This is a genomic window from uncultured Roseobacter sp. (assembly GCF_947491795.1).
In the GTDB taxonomy this organism is placed as follows: Bacteria; Pseudomonadota; Alphaproteobacteria; order Rhodobacterales; family Rhodobacteraceae; genus Roseobacter.
Map to the genome: position 1 here is coordinate 64,816 of NZ_CANLKW010000006.1, position 16,235 is coordinate 81,050.

A 16,235-nucleotide genomic window follows, 5' to 3' on the forward strand; every position below is an offset into this window, starting at 1 on the left:
GCTGTCCTCTCTGTTAGTTTATTCCGCCGCAGGGGCGATTTTTGGCGCATCTGCGCGCGCCTCGATGATTTCGTCCAGGGCTTCGGTCGTAAAGACCCGCAAGCCCAGATCCGGCCGGTAGCCGTGGATTTCGGTAACGTCCAGCGCCAGCATAAAGGCAAGGATTTCCTGACTGATGACCTGACCCGGTACGAGGATGGGGAACCCGGGCGGATAGGGAATGATAAAGCTGGCGGAAACGACCGTTTCACCAGCGTCCAGCGCCTCCTTCAGAGATCCGTTGATGTCCAGATAGTCACATTTGTTTTCGTCATATGCCAGGAAGAAGGCTGACCTGATATCGCCCTCGCCCGTCACCGGACAGGCACGGAAGGCATCGTGGAACCGGCTGAAATCGGGCAGCGGCGGCAGGTCTTCCATCAGCGCCTTGACTCGGCGATCAAACGACAGCCGCTCCATCTTGCTGGCGTCATCAATACGTTCATCCAGCGATTTCGCGATCTCCACCAGCACTTCGATCAGATAGGCAACCGAGGACCGTGTGGTGCCGATGTTTGTCATGAACAATACGGTATTGCGCGAGGTCTTGTTGATCTGAATCCCGTATTTGTCCATCAGGATATCGGTTTTGAACGTATCCCCGTCCCAGCCGGTACCACCGACGGCCAGCGTCACGCGGGTCGCATCCAGAACAAAGTCATCCTGTTCCCAGCTGTCCCACATATCGGTCCAGCCCTGTTCGGCGTCATAGTAACTGGTGATGCCAGACTGGCGGTATTCGTCCGGGATCATGTCGCCGGCGGTCAGCACGCGGAAGTATTTCTTCAACAGCGGATGGGTCATGATCGCGCGGCGCATCGACAGTGCGGCCTCGATCTGGCGCTGAACGAATTCATAGCCCTCCAGCTCGACCTGGCGGCGCCCCACATCGAGGCTCGCGATGATCTGATAGTTCGGCGAGGTCGAGGTATGCGTCATATAGGCTTCGTGGAAAGCCTGCTCCACTTCGCCTTTGAAATCCTGATCATTCACATGGATCATGGACCCTTGTCGCAGCGACGTCAGCGTTTTGTGGGTGGATTGTGTGCCATAAACCCGGACCCTGGCATCGGGTGGCGGGATCAGCCTTGTATCCAGCAGCTTTTCGTCATCGGCGTCTTCCAGCGTGCTTTGCTGGGCCTCATACATACGTTTGTGCGCATCAGAGCGGAAACGCGTGCGCAGCGTGTTTGCTGCCGTCATCGCGGTGCGCTGACGATACGTCGGGTTGAAACGGGCAAAGGCAAACCAGGCCTCATCCCACAAAAAGATCAGGTCCGGCTTGATGGCAAGGCATTCTTCCATGACCCGCTCAACATTATAGACAAGCCCGTCAAAGGTGCAGTTCGTCAGCAACAGCATACGCACCTTGTGCAGTTTGCCCTCTGCCTTGAGCTTCAGCAGCTGGTGCTTGATCTCGCGCAGCGGCACAGCCCCGTACATCGAGTATTCATTGAGCGGATAACTGTCGAGGTAGCATACCTGCGCACCGGCCAGCACCATGCCGTAGTGGTGTGACTTGTGACAGTCCCGGTCAACCAGAACGATATCGCCGGGCCGGACAAGGGCCTGAACGACAATCTTGTTGCAGGTGGATGTTCCGTTTGTGGCAAAGAAAGTCTGTTTTGACCCGAATGCCCGGGCGGCCAGTTCCTGCGCCTCTTTGATGGGTCCGTGCGGCTCCAGCAGGCTGTCCAGACCGCCGGAGGTGGCGGAGGTCTCTGCAAGGAAAATGTTGGGTCCGTAAAAGGCCCCCATATCCTGAATCCAGTGACTGCGCGAAATAGACTTGCCCCGGCTGATGGGCATCGCGTGAAACACGCCCGTCGGCTGTTTGGAATATTCGACCAGCGCGGTGAAAAACGGCGTTTTGTTACGCGCCTGAACACCCCGCAGGATGTTCAGGTGGAGTTCCATAAAGTCTTCCTGATTATAGAAGACACGCCGGCAGATCCCAAGATCAAGCCCTGCGATATCCTCCACTGAACGTTCGGTGACCAGATAGGCGTCCAGTTCCGGGCGCACCCGGTCAATCAGGCGGCACAGTTCGGGCCCGTAATTTTCGGGCTCCATATTGTCGATCTCTTCCTGACCCCCTGCCCGGTTCAGAAAGCGCTGCACGATCTGCTGATCCATCTTGGATTTCAGCACCAGACCCGGCCGTACGACGATTGCCTGGATGTTGTGATTAAACAGGACGGCAACAAGCGCGTCCTCAAGGCTGGGCACGACAAGCGCTTCGTAGATGAACGGGTCTTCTGGGCGGCGCATGCGCGTGACATTGCTGCGCAGCCAGCGTTCCTGATGCTCGTTCACATTATCAACGATCAGAACCTCAAAATAAGGTTTCGCGAGTGCGCGGGCTTCGGGCGACTGCATCGCCTCATCTTCGAGCTCATCGTTGTCGATGCTTTCCCGTTCCAGCGGAATATGACGGCGACGGTATGCGCCGGTTGTCAGTGCACGGGTGACACGCCCGATGGCAAAAGCCAGTTCTTCAAAATTACCATGCTCGAACTGGCGCCGCATATAGTCAAAGGCCGCCATACCGGGGAATGCCCAGTAGGGTTCAATGAAGGACAGACTGTTGAAAAGCTCTTCTGTCTTTTTTGTCAAAGACGCTGTCTGCCGGGCGTTTGGCCCGCGGGACAGGGCAGAGGTTGCCTCCCGCAGAGCACTCCACCGGTCAGAACGAAGCTGGATCGCCGAAGCGTAGTCGTTAGTAGCGTGCATCAGTAGTTCCCCGTTGTGCGGATACCATAACGCAGCTGCGAGCAGTCTTTGCCACTCTGCCTGTCTGCGGTGTTATCCGCTGGATTGTTGTTTGTCGTCTCCCGCAACCGGTTTCATCAGATCTGCGCCCGGCACCTCGTTCTGGACAGGAATATTGGCAGGTGCGCCCGGAACCACAATAGGATCGGCCCCTTTGAATGCCGGTGCTTCATCCTTTTTCTGCCCTGGTACATCAACATGCAGCCCTGCGCGTGATCCCTGTTGTGGTATCTCCAGTGGTCCCAACGTTTTAAGAAACGCGTCGGTTCCACTGTTTCTGTCGTAAACCGAAAAATCTGTTGATCTGTCGCGGAAACTCTTGAGAACCTGCCCCAGACCTTTCATGCCTGTTTCCCGCTGGCGGCGCACCATGCTGAGGTCGACCTCAATCGGGAACATATCTTCCTGACCGGCAGACTGGTGCAGGACATGCGCAGAGGGGTCCACGACAAGCGATTTGCCAACACCACCGGCACCGAGGCCGTTCACGTCGATGACATAACACTGGAACTGGGCGGCTGTTGCCCTTGCAATTGCGAGCTCAGCGTCGCGGTCCGTCGTCCCTGTCAGAACCGGGTGCAACAGTACTTCGACACCCTGTGCAGTCAGCTGGCGGGTGGTTTCCGGGAACCAGATGTCATAGCAGATCGACAGCCCGAAACGCCCGACCTCAGGCACGTCAAAAACGCAGAATTCCTCGCCTGCGGCAATCCCGGCCTCGTAAGGCCGGAACGGGAACATCTTTGCGTAGCGGCGGATGATTTCACCCTCCGGGTTAATCACCACAGAGGTGTTGAAAATCCGCCCCGTCTCAGGATCGCGCAGGAACATGGAGCCGGGAATGAGCCAGACCCTGTGGCGCCGCGCGGCCGCACAGAACTGGTCCAGCGCCTCGTTTTCGGGTGGCTGCGCGAAACGGTCAAGCGGGCCATAGGGGGCCAGCTCTGAAAAAAGCACCATCTGTGTCCATGGAAAGCGTGCCATGAGCACATCAAGACGCTGGATCATACCTTCCACGTTTGATTGCAGGGCGTTGACGTGCATCTGCACGCCGGCAATGGCAAAAGGGGTCATCGTAAAGCTCTCCGTCCGGTCAGGGCGCACAAAACTGCCCCGATACTACATCTCAGACTGAATGCTTTACGCCCATCTGTCAGGGGATAAAACAGGTGAAACACACTGCCGTTGCGATAAAACGCAAACCAGGACGCAAATGCCTGTTTGCAGGTCACCGGCAGTACCGGTTTCTGATCAAAGACGACGCAAAAGTGATTAGAAAATTAAACACTGCGATCCTCCCTGTCTGGTGCCCTGATGCTGTCATCCGCACCAAAGCGGATGATTCCCCACAACCAGTGTAACTTGCCCACCCGTTATCCTGACCGGCGCGTCCCATTATGCCCAAGCGTAAGCAGGTTCGCGGGTCAGCGCAAGTCCCGCATCCGTCCGAGGCAGGGCACTCTCTTCTTGCGCCGTCTGACCTTATGCTGGATCATCGCGACATGTTTAATATTTCTGCAATGCCTGCGCGACTGACCTGCCCTTGCGCGCAGCATTGCGGTCCACAAAGGCCGGAGATTTCATGCCAGACCCAGGTTCGATGACGCGTTTTTCGATTTTTGCCGGGGTGGGTGCCCTGACCCTGATCAGTCTGGCTCTGGCACTGGTTTGGACATGGTGGATGCTCATACCTTTCGCGTTTTTCGCCTGGCTGACAGCTTTGGGTGTGCACGATGTCCGCCAGACGAGCCATTCAATCCTGCGCAACTATCCGGTGCTGGGGCATATGCGCTTTCTTTTCGAAGGCATCCGACCGGAAATCCGCCAGTATCTGATTGAAAGCGATCAGGACGAGGAGCCGTTCAGCCGCGATGCGCGCAGCCTTGTCTACCAGCGCGCCAAGGGACAGGAGGACAAGCGCCCGTTTGGGACACGCATGCGGGTATACGATTCCGGATATGCCTGGGTCACACACTCTGTGGCGCCCGTAGAAATCCACGATACCGACTTTCGGGTGAGCATCGGCGGTAAGGATTGCAGGCAGCCCTACAGTGCATCTGTTTTCAACATCTCTGCGATGAGTTTCGGCTCACTTTCGGGCAATGCGATTGAAGCGCTGAATACCGGGGCACGCAAAGGCGGATTTGCACATGACACCGGCGAGGGATCGGTAAGCCGCTATCACCGGGCGGGCGGCGGAGATCTGATCTATCAGGTTGCGTCCGGATACTTTGGGGCGCGGGCCGCAGATGGCACTTTTGATCCGGAAAAGTTCCGTGTGACGGCATCCCAGGAACAGATCAGAATGATCGAGCTGAAGCTCAGTCAGGGCGCAAAGCCGGGGCATGGCGGTATGTTGCCCGCCTCAAAGATCACGCCCGAAATTGCCGAGGCCCGCGGCATTCCGATGGGCGAGGACTGTGTATCGCCCGCAGCCCATTCCGCGTTTTCGACACCCATCGAAATGATGGAGTTTATCGGTCAGATGCGGGAGTTGTCGGGCGGAAAACCAACAGGTTTCAAACTGTGCATCGGGCACCGCAGGGAGTTCATGTGCATGGTAAAGGCCATGCTGCAAACAGGTATCGTGCCTGATTTCATCGTCGTTGACGGGACCGAAGGTGGCACAGGGGCGGCACCTGTAGAATTCTCAAACCATATCGGCATGCCCCTCGTTGAGGGCCTGACCTTTGTTCACAACACGCTGCGCGGCGCCGGCCTGCGCGACCAGGTCAGAATTGGCGCGGCGGGCAAGGTCGTCTCCTCTTTTGATATCGCGCGCGCACTGGCGCTGGGGGCGGACTGGTGCAATTCTGCGCGTGGCTTTATGTTTGCGATTGGCTGTATCCAGGCTCAGGCCTGCCACACCAATCATTGTCCCGTTGGCGTTGCGACACAGGACCCGATGCGCTCCCGTGCGCTGGACGTTGGCTCAAAATCGGAACGCGTGGCGCGGTTTCACGGCAATACCCTTAAGGCGCTGGGGGAAATGACCGGTGCCGCGGGTCTGCGCCATCCCGGAGAGTTCATGCCCCAGCACCTTATGGTGCGCCTGGGCGACAAGGAAATGGCAGAGGGGAATGACGCCTACCCCTACCTTCCCGAAGGGTTTTTGCTGAGCGACAAAGGCGACGACGCGATACTGGGCGATTACAGAAAGCGCTGGCACCGCGCTGACCCCGCCAGTTTTGCACCACCGCCCTGCTGACGAAAAAAAGCACCCAATCGGGTGCCTTTTCCTTTGCAATTCGTCCCGCTGGATGTGTTAGGACGCCTGTTCTGCCACCGCTTCGGCCAGGGCGGCTTCAAAGATCTCCAGCCCTTCTTCGATAATGGCGTCGGATGCTGTCAACGGCACCATGATACGCAGCGCGTTTCCGTGCATGCCACAGCCCAGAAGGATCAGGCCCCGTTTCAACGCATGCGCGCAGACAGATTTGACCAGCGCCGCATCTGGTTTTGCGGTATCAAAATCGGTGACGAACTCGACAGCAAGCATTGCACCCAGCCCACGGATGTCCCACATCCGGAAGGGCGCTGTGCGTGCGCCGATCTCAGCAAACCGTGTGCGGAAATGCGCGCCCAGTTTTAGCGAACGGGTCAGCAACCCTTCGGTTTCCAATGCCTCGATGGCCGCCAGGGCCGCCGCACAGGCAACCGGGTTTCCGCCGTAGGTACCTCCCAGACCGCCAGGGTCCATCGCGTCCATCACATCCGCCCGGCCAATAACACCGGCGATGGGGTATCCACCGGCCATGGATTTGGCGACCGTGATCAGATCCGGCACAACGCCGGAATGCTCGATGGCAAACATGGTGCCCGTACGTCCGAACCCGGCCTGAATTTCGTCGGCGATCAGCAGGATGCCATGCGCGTCACAGATGGCGCGCAGTTCACGCAGCATCTCGAACGGAACCGGCGTATAACCGCCCTCGCCCAGAACAGGCTCGATGATGATTGCCGCGACACGGTCAGGCTGCGCATCAGTCAGGAACAGGTTTTTCAGACCGGTCAGCGCATCCTCGACGGTTATTCCGTCCCGTACCGAAGGAAAAGGCGCGCGGAACACGTCAGCCGGGAACGGCCCGACATCTTTTTTGTAGGGGCTGATTTTGCCGGTCATCCCCAGCGTCAGAAGCGTACGGCCATGATACCCGCCGGTGAAGGCAATAATTCCAGGGCGGCCAGTTGCTGCGCGGGCAATTTTGACCGCGTTTTCGACAGCTTCAGCGCCGGTTGTGACCAGCAGTGATTTCTTTGGATGATCGCCCGGCGCAAGCGTGTTCAGCTTTTCAGCAAGAGAAATATAGGATTCGTAAGGCACGACTTGGAATGAGGTATGCGTGAAACGGTCTTCCTGGGCTTTGGCCGCCGCAACGACGGCAGGATGCCGGTGGCCGGTATTCAGAACGGCAATACCGCCGGCAAAGTCGATGTAACGCTTTCCCTCGACATCCCAGAGTTCGGCATTTTCAGCATGATCCGCAAAAACGGGGGCAGCCGAAGCAACGCCGCGCGGTACGGCGGCTTCGCGGCGTGCCAGCAGTGCCGCGTTGGTCTGAACGTCCGGCGACGTTGCGACCACTTCAATCTTTGGTTTCTTTGCAGCGCGGGATTTGCGCGGTTTCTTCACAGCGGGGGTTTTCACAGTAGTGGCCATCGGGGCGTCCTCTGATGTAGGGGGTGTTTAAAATATCGATACTCTGTTTAATTTAGTTGTCAATCGCCATTTCTACGACAGGCAATTCCACTCTCAGAGTGGTCCGCAGTTTTGGTGTGACAATGTCCGGCCAGCCGGATAATCATTGGCACGCATCAGGCGCTTTACCGCTGTAACGCAAGGATATTATTTTGGATATCGGGCATCGCCTTCGCGCCATCCGGAAACAGCGTGGCCTTTCGCAGCGCGAACTTGCTGCGCGTGCGGGCCTCACGAACGGCACCATTTCTCTGATCGAAAAGAACCGGACCAGCCCGTCGGTGGCATCGCTCAAAAGCCTACTTGATGCGATTCCCATCTCTATGGCCGAGTTTTTCGCCACGATCGAGGAGACCGGTCAGAGCAAATACTTCTACAAAGCGGGCGAGTTCACAGAGCTCGCACCGGGGAGCAAAGAGGGGAGCGGCGGGCAGCCGTTGTCCCTGCGCATGCTCGGGCATTCCCAGGAAACTGCTTTGCAGGTGCTGCACGAAAGATATGCGCCCGGTGCCGACACCGGCCCGGAGTTTCTGAGCCATGATGCCGAGGAGGCAGGCGTCATCATCCGCGGCAACATCGAGATAACCGTCGATGAGGAGGTCAGCGTACTGGGTCCGGGGGATGGCTATCTGTTCAACAGCCGACTGCCCCACCGTTTTCGGAACATCGGTGAAGAGGTTTGCGAAATCATTAGCGCCTGCACGCCGCCAAGTTTCTGACGCCGTCCTCAGTCTTCACCGCTGCTGCGGTTTTTCCCGCGTGTCGTCAGGTACACGAAAACCGCAACCAGAGTCAGAATAGCAAGGCCGTAAAAAAACGGGTCTTCAGACATGGTTCGATCTCCTTTCTCCTGAGGTTCACGGGTACAACGCGACGCGCGGGCAAAAAGTTCCGCCCGCAGGATCGCATAGCAAATAAAGGTTAATAATCCCGTATTCCCGGATCGCGGTGCCGGACCGGGAATGTCAGTTCAAGACGGTGGATATTATCCTCGAAACAGACCTCAACATGACCGTTCAGCTGCCGGGCAAACGCATTGATCAGCTGGGAGCCAAGACCTGTTCCCTCTGACCCATGTGCTCCTGATGTGCTGTTGGATATCGAAAAGACTGCTGTTTCCGGTTCGGTTTGTTTCAGCGACACCGCCAGCGTGGCAGCATGATCCGTGCCAGGTGCACCGATGTATTTCATAGCATTCGTCACAGCCTCGGACACCAGCAGCGTCAGAGGTGCTGCATCATCTGCATCCATGTGTACCGCATCATAGTCCTGGGTGACCTCCACACCGGATCCTGCGGGCAGGCCAATCACCAGCAACTGACCTACGATCTCACGCAGGAGCAGGCCAGCATCCGCCCGGTCCAGCGCATCGGACTGATAGAGGTTCTTGTGCACGGTCGCGAGGCTGAGAATGCGATCCTGCAGGCGGCGCAGCACATCACGTGCGTCCTCGGACCGAGCCCGGCGGATCTGCAGGTTCATAATTGACGATATCAGCTGCAGATTGTTTTTCACCCGGTGGTGCACTTCTTTGAGCAGGATATTCTTGTCGCGGATATTGTCTTCGAGCGCGGCCTCGTCGCGGATGATCGATTCCGCCATGCTGACAAAGGTCCCCTGAATTTCCTGCAGTTCCAGCGGGACATCATCCCCCATCGTCTTGCGCGGCAGTGCACGGTTGAACGCAAAGAGCCGCATCTGCCTGCCCAGCTTGCTGATGTGACGCACCGCGAGGCGATTGAGCGACCAGAATGCAACCACCAGGCTCGCCAGCCACATCAGAACGGGCAGGAAAATGCTCAACCGGCCGGTCTGGTCCGCGCTTTGCAGAACATCGTCATGCTGCCAGATGCTCATGGAATATGCGACACCCGGAATGATCGGCACGACAGCATAAACGCTTTCTGTATCGCGTCGGTTCACATCAGAAAAAACAACGGGCTTTTCCCCGATCAGCGTGGCAAGGCTGCGGTTTTGCGGCAGATTGAGTGCCGAGGACTTCTGGCCCTGGTCCGACAGGAAAACCTCTCCCGATGCGTTGAATATCACCAGATCAAACGGCGACAGGGGCAAAGGTGGTCCCTGCGATGATCGGATGCGGGAAACTGGAATGGACAGCGTGATCCAGCCGACAAAGCGGTCGTTTGAGTAAAATGGCTCGAAAAGTACAAGAACGGTTTCCTGCGTCATTGGTCCGGCTTCGTGCCGCGTGATCGTGCGGACTGGCTCCTGCGGCAATGACTGGAAAACCGCAGTGTCCCGGAAACTGTCGCCCGCCCGCGCCGATGAGCAGCGCATGGCACCATCAGCGGACAGCAATCCTACCAGCGAAAAATGTTCCGCATCCTGCTGATAGCGCCGCAAAAACCGATTGCAGGTTTCGGGGTCGTCAATGGCCACACGGATGACCGAGGCCAACGCCTCTGCCGTGCCAAATGCCTGCTGGATGATCGTCCGCTCAGCGCTGGAAGACTGTTCAGTCAGGCCCAGCAGCGACAACTCCGCACTGCGTTCTGCCTGCCGGGCGATTTCCTGGGTCTGCACAATCGCGATCACACCAAAGGGCAGCAATGCCAGCGACAGAAACAAAAGGATCCTGAACGCGAGGCCGCGAAAAATGTTTTCACTCAGAAACCCGCCGGTCATGATCAGAAAGAGGCCGCCTTTGAGGCAGAGATCACCGACATTGTCGCCTCGTCCGTCAGCTCCAGCGCTTCATCCTCGTTCAGATGCATCAGCTCTGCCAGCCGCTGGCGGGCCCGGTTGGTCCGGCTTTTGATCGTACCGATGGCAACCCCGCACATCTCTGCGGCATCTTCATATGAAAATCCAGAGGCACCGACGAGCAACAGCGCCTCGCGCTGCTCATCACTGAGCTGCGCAAAAGCATCGCGGAAATCCGTCATCTGCAGACGACCGTCGTGCGCGGGTTTCTCTGCCAGCGCTTCGGTGTGTACACCATCCACATCGGCAACCTCGCGCCGCGCTTTGCGACGGGACGAATAGTAAGTGTTGCGCAGAATGGTAAACAGCCAGGCACGCATATTGGTGCCCTCCTGAAACTTGTCCATATTTGTCCAGGCTTTCACGACTGTGTCCTGCACCATATCATCTGCGGTCGCCCCGTTGCGCGTCAGACTGATCGCAAAGGCACGCATCGCCGGCAGGTGTTCCACCAGCTCATCACGCGGGTCCGGCGTGCTCATTTTTCTTTGTCCTTCGCCTGATCCTGTTCTTTCAACGCCTTCAGCAGGTCGGTGAAACGATCAGGAATACCTTCCTCAAGCGCTTCGTCGTAAACGCGTCTGAGATTTTCATCGATGACGCTTTCGCGCTTACGATCAGTGCCGGACTGGGCCATAAAGAGACAGCTCTCCTGGAAAAGGGACATGCACATGTCATTTTGTCTGGAACAAAACGCACAGTTCCACGTTTGGTTCCGACAAATATCAGAAAAAAGGAAATCCTGGAATGACCGATGCCTCTGCGCCAACAGACATCAGCGAGAAACTTGGTGAGGTTCTGCCATACCTGCGCCGTTTTGCACGTGCGATGACCGGCAGTCAGTCCAGCGGAGACCGGTTTGCAGCCGCCGCGCTGGAAGCTATTCTGGCAGACCGCTCGGTACTCTCCGGGTTTGATGTCAAAACAGGTGTTTTCCGGGTGCTCTACCGCATCTGGGCCTCCGCAGGTGCGCCCGTGGAAACCGGGGAAAGCGGGCTCAAAGCACGGGCGCAGAAACACCTCGCGCGGCTCACCGAAGACAGCCGCGAAGCGCTTCTTCTGCACACCATCGAAGGGTTTGCCTTTGGAGAGATTGCACAGATCATCGATGTGACCCAGGCAGAGGCCGAAGAGCTGGTGAGCATCGCGCGGCGCGAGATGGCCTCTGTGGTGTCCGGCTCGGTCATGATCATCGAAGACGAGGCCATCATCGCCATGGATCTTGAGAACATCGTCTCGGAAATGGGTCACCGGGTGACCGGGGTGGCCAGAACCCGCGACGAGGCTGCGACACTCGGCGCAAGCGAAACGCCCGATCTTATCCTCGCTGATATTCAGCTGGCGGATAACTCTTCGGGTATCGACGCCGTCAACGATCTGATTGCAAGCCTCGGCGACAGACCTGTGATATTCATCACTGCTTTCCCGGAACGCCTGCTGACCGGAGACAAACATGAGCCTGCGTTCCTGATCTCAAAGCCATATACAGAAGATCAGGTCGTTTCTGCCGTGAGCCAGGCGATGTTCTTTTCCAGCACTGAAACGCTGCATACCTGACGGATCAGCGGCCCCGGTGTGCAGCCTTGCGGGGCTGCACCACTTTTTAATCATAATTACGCCTGTTTTGGTGATTAACCAATTTTTCAGAGCTGCCTGACAGGGTGGTACTGAGCGAGGTGTTGCCATGACAGGATCCAGAATGAGAAGGCTTATCCGTCGGATTTTTTCGGTGACCGTTCTGGCAAGCGTGGTGACCGTTGTTCCCGCAGTCTCTTCCGTTCCCGCGCACAAGGTTGAGTACCGGTCAGCACCGGTTGTTGATGTACAACAGGTTCCGGGCAGAGATCTGGCAGAACGGTTTGTAACCGTTGATCTGGATGGTCGTCATCACAGAATTCGCACATCAGAAGACCAGTTGGCCGCAACGCCCGGCAACCAGGTCTGCATTTCAAAACGTACATTGCTGCGCGATCACTGGGTCATCTATACCCTCAAAGCTCCGGGCCTTTGCACGCCCGTCTGAGCATAAAAAAACCCCGCCTTGCAGCGGGGTCCCTTTGTTTACATCCGGTTTCCGGTCAGCTTTTGGAAACAGACCGCAGCATCCACGCTGCTTTCTCGTGAAATGTGGCCCGCGCGACGGCCAGATCCTCTGTCACCGGATCACCATGCTCTCCGGCAATGCGGATGAGCGCGTGCATGCGGTGCGCAATACGCTCGTGATCTGCAGCGAGGCTCTGACACATCTCGCCGGCAGAGGCTGGTTTTTCATCGTCCTGAACAACCGAGTTGGCAACAATTGCCGAGAGCGTCGAGGGCGCGAGCTGCCCCAGAGAGCGGATGCGCTCAGCGATCTCATCGGCCGCTTCAAAAAGATCCTGGTACTGCTCTTCCGTCAGATTATGCACGGCAAAGAACATCGGTCCTTCGACATTCCAGTGAACAGCATGTGTTTTGAAAATCAGACGGTATGTGTCCGCCAGCATATTCTCGAGACCCTGCGCCATGGCTTCGGTGTCGCGGACACCGGTGCTGACGTCGGTGGATTCGGGCACTACGTTCAATGCGCTTGTCATATCAATCTCCTGTATTGGTTCACCGGATCAACGCGTGAGACCGCACAGGGTTCCTGATTATTCCTCGGAAATGTTGTCTGTTTCTACAGGTTCCGGCGCCGGCGGGCCCTGGAGCGCCGCCTCCCGGCGCAGTTCCAGTTCTGCATTCAAAGCGGCACCCACCAGAACAATGAACGTACTGATCCAGAGCCAGACAAGCATCGCAATCACAGCCCCGATCGAGCCGTAAACTTCGTTATAATTGCCGAAGTGCGAGACATAATACGAAAAAGTAATCGAGACTGCAGCCCATGCCAGAACAGAAAAAACAGCGCCCGGGGTCACCCAGCCGATGGGGATACCCGACCGGTTGGGCCCATAGCGATAAAGCAGTCCGATGCCTGCAAAAATTACTGCAAGGGCAATGGTCCACCGCAGCACCTGCAACGTAAATCCTGCCACCGGCCCCAGAGGTAGAAACGCCAGAGCCACAGGAACAACCACGACCATCAACAATGCGACAACACCGACCGAAACGAGGCTGACGGTGAGAAACAAAGCCCGCACATAATGGCGCCAGGTTGCCCTGCCCTCTTTTCCGTACACCGCATTCAGGCCCTGCATCACCGCGCCGGTTCCGGCACGCGCCGACCAGAGCGCCAGAAACAATGAAATGCCGCCCGCCCAGCCGAGTTTGTCCGAGCTGGTACTGACCAGGCCCACGATCTGCGCATTCAGGATGTCATAAACATCGGCGGGCATCAGCCCTTTGAACTGCTCAAGTTGCATGACCACAACTGCCGGGTCTGCAATCAGGCTCAGAACGGCGATCAGAGCGGCGAGCGCCGGAAAAAGGGACAGCATCGAAAAAAAAGCAACACCAGCCGCAATCAGGCTGATGTTGTTTCTTCCGACCTGTCCGAAGGCGGCGAAAGCGGCTGCCCTGTAGGTCGCCAGTGGATAGCGCAGTGGCGCAATCATGTCAGACGGCGGACCGCACCGAGCGCGGGCCGGCAAGGAACCAGACGACAAAGCCAATGAGCGGCAGGACCAGAATGAGAAGCGTCCATATCACTTTGCGTCCTGTGGTTGCAGAAGATCCGATCACCGAGATGATAGCCCAAACATTGAGCGCCAACAGGATAAATCCGCCTACACCTGCATATTCCATTGTAACTTCTCCTTTTCAGTTCACGGATACAACTCGGAAGTCTTGTCGAAAGTTCCAAAAATGTCAGGCAGCGGGCAATTCATCCCGCACCTGTCCCCAGGCCATTAGAGTAAAAATGACCGTGCCGCCGATGATGTTGCCGGCCAGTACAGGCAGGAAAAAGGTACTGATCGCGGCAGAGGGCAGCAGGTCACCCATCAGGATAAGCACTGCCATCTCGACGGACCCGGCGACAATGTGCGTAAAGTCACCGGCAGCGATCAGCCATGTGAAGGTCAGGATGAGCAGAAAGCCTGCACCGTCCGCCTGGGGCAGCATCCACACGATCAGGGCAACAATGACCCCGGCCGGAATGGCGCGCCAGAAGCCCATCTGGGCTCCCATGCCCGTGGCATGGTGAGACAGGTCAACGACCGACTGCATAATCTCAGGCGCGATGGCGGGCGTGAACACAAACAGGCTGGCGACCGCAAAAGCACCCACGACATTCGCCGCGAGAACAATGCCCCAGAGCCGGAGCATGGCCAGAAGTGATCCCCAGCTGCGCGACACCATTACCGGCAGCACAGTCGTGATCGTGTTTTCAGTGAAAAGCTGCATCCGTCCAAGAATAACAGCGAGGAAACCCAAGGAATAGCCAGCGTTTTCAATAATGTAGGACGAGGGTGCATCAGGCAGATACGTGCGGAAAATGGCCTCGCCCAGAACGGACAGGCTGATCATCACCCCTGCTGCAATGCCGGACCAGACCAGTGATCGCTTTGGCCGCGACATTTCTTCTTCGCCTTCGCGCCGGATGATTTCATAAATCAGCTTGGGCGCGATCGCTCCGGCTTCGCGAACCTTGTTTTCTTCTTCTTTTTTTTCTGTGTCGCTATGCGTCGCCGTGTTCATTCTTTCTCCTTTCGCGCCCGCAATTGGCGGGCATCGCTTGACACCCAACGTGTCGTGCGCCCAAGAAGTTCCGGAACAATTCTACACAGGATTTCCGGAATGACTGCTTTTAACCCTGATCTGATGTCGGAAATCCGGGGGCGGTTTGCTCATGTGGAGGCATGCCCGTTTCAGGGACCGCGCATCTTTTTTGAAAACGCCGGTGGCGCGCTGACACTGCAAACGGCCGTTGAAACCTCGGCGACATTCGCGGCGATCCCTGACAACCAGGGCCGCGATAACCCGGCAGCGCACGCGCTGATGGAAGTGATCCGGCGTGCGAAAGACGATATGGCTGTTTTTTTTAACGCGCCTGGCGGTCAGTTTTTTGTCGGTGAAAGCGGGACGGAACTGACATTCCGGCTGATCCGAACCGCTGTCATGGGCGCGCCGGATGGCGGAGCGGTCATTGGATCAACAGTGGAACACCCCGCGTCCCGCTCAGCGGCGCGGCACTGGGCAGAAAAGGCCGGCAAACGCTACATCTCTGTCCCCCATGACAATGCGACAGGTGCAGTGACGCCCGGGGCCTATGCCCGGCTGATGACGCCGGATGTGCGCGTTGCCACAATCCTTCACACCTCTCCGGTCACCGGAATTGCCAATGATGTGGCAGCCATCACAGCTGCAATTCGCGCGGTCAGCCCACAGGCTTTCGTTTTTGTCGATGGCATTCAGCATGCCAGTCACGGCCGTATCGACATCGCCGGATATGACATCGACGGATATGTTGTCTCGCCTTACAAGGTCTTCTCGCGTCATGGCTATGGTGTCGCCTGGGTCTCTGACCGGATGACGGCCCTGCCGCTGGAGCAGCTTGACAATGGGCCCCGCGCTAACTGGGAAATGGGCACGCGGGATACCGGCGCCTACGCCACATTCTCTGACGTCGTGTCGTACTTTGACTGGCTGGGGGCCGCCCACAACGACAGCGATGATCGCCGCACCCGGATCGAAGCCGCGGGCCAGGCCATCCACGCACATGAGCAGGCCCTGACAAACGCCATGCTGCATGGCACTGGCAACCTGCCCGGTCTGTCCGAACTGCCGGGTGTTACAATCATCGGTGGCACCGATAACCCGCACCGCGAGGGCCTCGTCTGCTTTGCGCTCGACCATGTGCCCGCAGCGGATATTGTCAGCAGGCTGAATGATCAGGGCATCCGGACCCATATCCGCAAGGCAGATCATTATTCAGGGAACATCCTGACGCCGCTGGGTCTGGAAACAGCTGTCCGCGTCTCGCTTTGCCACTACAATTCCCTGGCTGAGGTCACGGCCCTGCTGACGGCTATGAAAGAGATCGCGGCAGACTAAAACCCGCTCTTGCCATTCTCTGCGT

At 57.5% G+C, this 16,235-nt stretch carries 15 protein-coding genes; 5 read left to right on the forward strand and 10 right to left on the reverse strand.

Going from position 1 to position 16,235, the window contains the following annotated elements:
• Positions 1-18 precede the first annotated feature (18 nt).
• The gene (locus Q1A34_RS19310; RefSeq protein ID WP_300038409.1) at positions 19-2,772 is read right to left on the reverse strand and encodes an aminotransferase class I/II-fold pyridoxal phosphate-dependent enzyme; all 2,754 of its coding nucleotides are present in this window, start codon (positions 2,770-2,772) and stop codon (positions 19-21) included.
• Positions 2,773-2,844: 72 nt separating this feature from the next.
• Positions 2,845-3,885 carry a carbon-nitrogen hydrolase family protein gene (locus Q1A34_RS19315; RefSeq protein ID WP_300038412.1) on the reverse strand — a complete coding sequence of 347 codons (1,041 nt, stop codon included), beginning with the start codon at positions 3,883-3,885 and terminating at the stop codon, positions 2,845-2,847.
• 508 nt (positions 3,886-4,393) lie between these two features.
• Between Q1A34_RS19315 and Q1A34_RS19320 the strand changes: the two genes are divergently transcribed.
• On the forward strand, positions 4,394-6,019 hold the full coding sequence (locus tag Q1A34_RS19320; RefSeq protein ID WP_300038415.1) for an FMN-binding glutamate synthase family protein: 1,626 nt from the start codon (positions 4,394-4,396) through the stop codon (positions 6,017-6,019).
• Between the two features lie 57 nt (positions 6,020-6,076).
• On the opposite strand, the gene gabT is transcribed toward Q1A34_RS19320, so the two are convergent.
• Complete coding sequence (gene gabT, locus Q1A34_RS19325; protein ID WP_300038418.1) at positions 6,077-7,471, reverse strand: 4-aminobutyrate--2-oxoglutarate transaminase; 1,395 nt, start codon at positions 7,469-7,471, stop codon at positions 6,077-6,079.
• Between the two features lie 191 nt (positions 7,472-7,662).
• On the opposite strand from gabT, the gene Q1A34_RS19330 reads away from it, so the two are divergent.
• Complete coding sequence (locus tag Q1A34_RS19330; RefSeq protein WP_300038421.1) at positions 7,663-8,229, forward strand: cupin domain-containing protein; 567 nt, start codon at positions 7,663-7,665, stop codon at positions 8,227-8,229.
• 202 nt (positions 8,230-8,431) lie between these two features.
• Here Q1A34_RS19330 and Q1A34_RS19335 read toward each other — a convergent pair whose 3' ends face one another.
• The 3 genes from Q1A34_RS19335 to Q1A34_RS19345 are packed head-to-tail and all read right to left on the reverse strand — an operon-like array spanning position 8,432 to position 10,871.
• Positions 8,432-10,156: a histidine kinase dimerization/phosphoacceptor domain -containing protein gene (locus Q1A34_RS19335; protein WP_300038424.1), complete on the reverse strand. Its 1,725-nt coding sequence runs from the start codon at positions 10,154-10,156 to the stop codon at positions 8,432-8,434.
• Between the two features lie 2 nt (positions 10,157-10,158).
• Positions 10,159-10,716: an RNA polymerase sigma factor gene (locus Q1A34_RS19340; RefSeq protein WP_300038427.1), complete on the reverse strand. Its 558-nt coding sequence runs from the start codon at positions 10,714-10,716 to the stop codon at positions 10,159-10,161.
• Positions 10,713-10,871, reverse strand: a complete 159-nt coding sequence (locus Q1A34_RS19345; protein ID WP_300038430.1) for a NepR family anti-sigma factor — start codon at positions 10,869-10,871, stop codon at positions 10,713-10,715. Before Q1A34_RS19345 ends, Q1A34_RS19340 begins: the two co-directional genes overlap by 4 nt.
• A 110-nt stretch (positions 10,872-10,981) precedes the next feature.
• Here Q1A34_RS19345 and Q1A34_RS19350 point away from each other — a divergent pair, with 110 nt between their 5' ends.
• A complete protein-coding gene (locus Q1A34_RS19350) occupies positions 10,982-11,791 on the forward strand; it encodes a response regulator (RefSeq protein ID WP_300038433.1) in 810 nt (269 codons plus the stop codon).
• Between the two features lie 142 nt (positions 11,792-11,933).
• The gene (locus Q1A34_RS19355; RefSeq protein ID WP_300038436.1) at positions 11,934-12,257 is read left to right on the forward strand and encodes a hypothetical protein; all 324 of its coding nucleotides are present in this window, start codon (positions 11,934-11,936) and stop codon (positions 12,255-12,257) included.
• Between the two features lie 55 nt (positions 12,258-12,312).
• Here the strand turns inward: Q1A34_RS19355 and Q1A34_RS19360 are convergent, their stop codons facing one another.
• The 4 genes from Q1A34_RS19360 to Q1A34_RS19375 all read right to left on the reverse strand — a co-directional run bounded on the left by Q1A34_RS19360 (position 12,313) and on the right by Q1A34_RS19375 (position 14,854).
• The gene (locus tag Q1A34_RS19360; RefSeq protein ID WP_300038439.1) at positions 12,313-12,810 is read right to left on the reverse strand and encodes a DNA starvation/stationary phase protection protein; all 498 of its coding nucleotides are present in this window, start codon (positions 12,808-12,810) and stop codon (positions 12,313-12,315) included.
• A 57-nt stretch (positions 12,811-12,867) separates the two neighbouring features.
• On the reverse strand, positions 12,868-13,770 hold the full coding sequence (locus tag Q1A34_RS19365) for a YihY/virulence factor BrkB family protein (protein ID WP_300038442.1): 903 nt from the start codon (positions 13,768-13,770) through the stop codon (positions 12,868-12,870).
• Between the two features lies 1 nt (position 13,771).
• A complete protein-coding gene (locus Q1A34_RS19370) occupies positions 13,772-13,960 on the reverse strand; it encodes a PLD nuclease N-terminal domain-containing protein (RefSeq protein WP_300038445.1) in 189 nt (62 codons plus the stop codon).
• 63 nt (positions 13,961-14,023) lie between these two features.
• Positions 14,024-14,854 carry a formate/nitrite transporter family protein gene (locus Q1A34_RS19375; RefSeq protein ID WP_300038447.1) on the reverse strand — a complete coding sequence of 277 codons (831 nt, stop codon included), beginning with the start codon at positions 14,852-14,854 and terminating at the stop codon, positions 14,024-14,026.
• 99 nt (positions 14,855-14,953) lie between these two features.
• Between Q1A34_RS19375 and Q1A34_RS19380 the strand changes: the two genes are divergently transcribed.
• Positions 14,954-16,210, forward strand: a complete 1,257-nt coding sequence (locus tag Q1A34_RS19380; protein WP_300038449.1) for an aminotransferase class V-fold PLP-dependent enzyme — start codon at positions 14,954-14,956, stop codon at positions 16,208-16,210.
• Positions 16,211-16,235: the final 25 nt, after the last annotated feature.

What these genes read in the sequence shown, in the direction of transcription:
- Q1A34_RS19310 (WP_300038409.1), bottom strand. Translation starts at nt 2,772, where the DNA reads ATGCACGCTACTAACGACTACGCTTCGGCGATCCAGCTTCGTTCTGAC.
- Q1A34_RS19315 (WP_300038412.1), bottom strand. Translation starts at nt 3,885, where the DNA reads ATGACCCCTTTTGCCATTGCCGGCGTGCAGATGCACGTCAACGCCCTG.
- Q1A34_RS19320 (WP_300038415.1), top strand. Translation starts at nt 4,394, where the DNA reads ATGCCAGACCCAGGTTCGATGACGCGTTTTTCGATTTTTGCCGGGGTG.
- gabT (WP_300038418.1), bottom strand. Translation starts at nt 7,471, where the DNA reads ATGGCCACTACTGTGAAAACCCCCGCTGTGAAGAAACCGCGCAAATCC.
- Q1A34_RS19335 (WP_300038424.1), bottom strand. Translation starts at nt 10,156, where the DNA reads ATGACCGGCGGGTTTCTGAGTGAAAACATTTTTCGCGGCCTCGCGTTC.
- Q1A34_RS19340 (WP_300038427.1), bottom strand. Translation starts at nt 10,716, where the DNA reads ATGAGCACGCCGGACCCGCGTGATGAGCTGGTGGAACACCTGCCGGCG.
- Q1A34_RS19345 (WP_300038430.1), bottom strand. Translation starts at nt 10,871, where the DNA reads ATGGCCCAGTCCGGCACTGATCGTAAGCGCGAAAGCGTCATCGATGAA.
- Q1A34_RS19350 (WP_300038433.1), top strand. Translation starts at nt 10,982, where the DNA reads ATGACCGATGCCTCTGCGCCAACAGACATCAGCGAGAAACTTGGTGAG.
- Q1A34_RS19355 (WP_300038436.1), top strand. Translation starts at nt 11,934, where the DNA reads ATGAGAAGGCTTATCCGTCGGATTTTTTCGGTGACCGTTCTGGCAAGC.
- Q1A34_RS19360 (WP_300038439.1), bottom strand. Translation starts at nt 12,810, where the DNA reads ATGACAAGCGCATTGAACGTAGTGCCCGAATCCACCGACGTCAGCACC.
- Q1A34_RS19365 (WP_300038442.1), bottom strand. Translation starts at nt 13,770, where the DNA reads ATGATTGCGCCACTGCGCTATCCACTGGCGACCTACAGGGCAGCCGCT.
- Q1A34_RS19370 (WP_300038445.1), bottom strand. Translation starts at nt 13,960, where the DNA reads ATGGAATATGCAGGTGTAGGCGGATTTATCCTGTTGGCGCTCAATGTT.
- Q1A34_RS19375 (WP_300038447.1), bottom strand. Translation starts at nt 14,854, where the DNA reads ATGAACACGGCGACGCATAGCGACACAGAAAAAAAAGAAGAAGAAAAC.
- Q1A34_RS19380 (WP_300038449.1), top strand. Translation starts at nt 14,954, where the DNA reads ATGACTGCTTTTAACCCTGATCTGATGTCGGAAATCCGGGGGCGGTTT.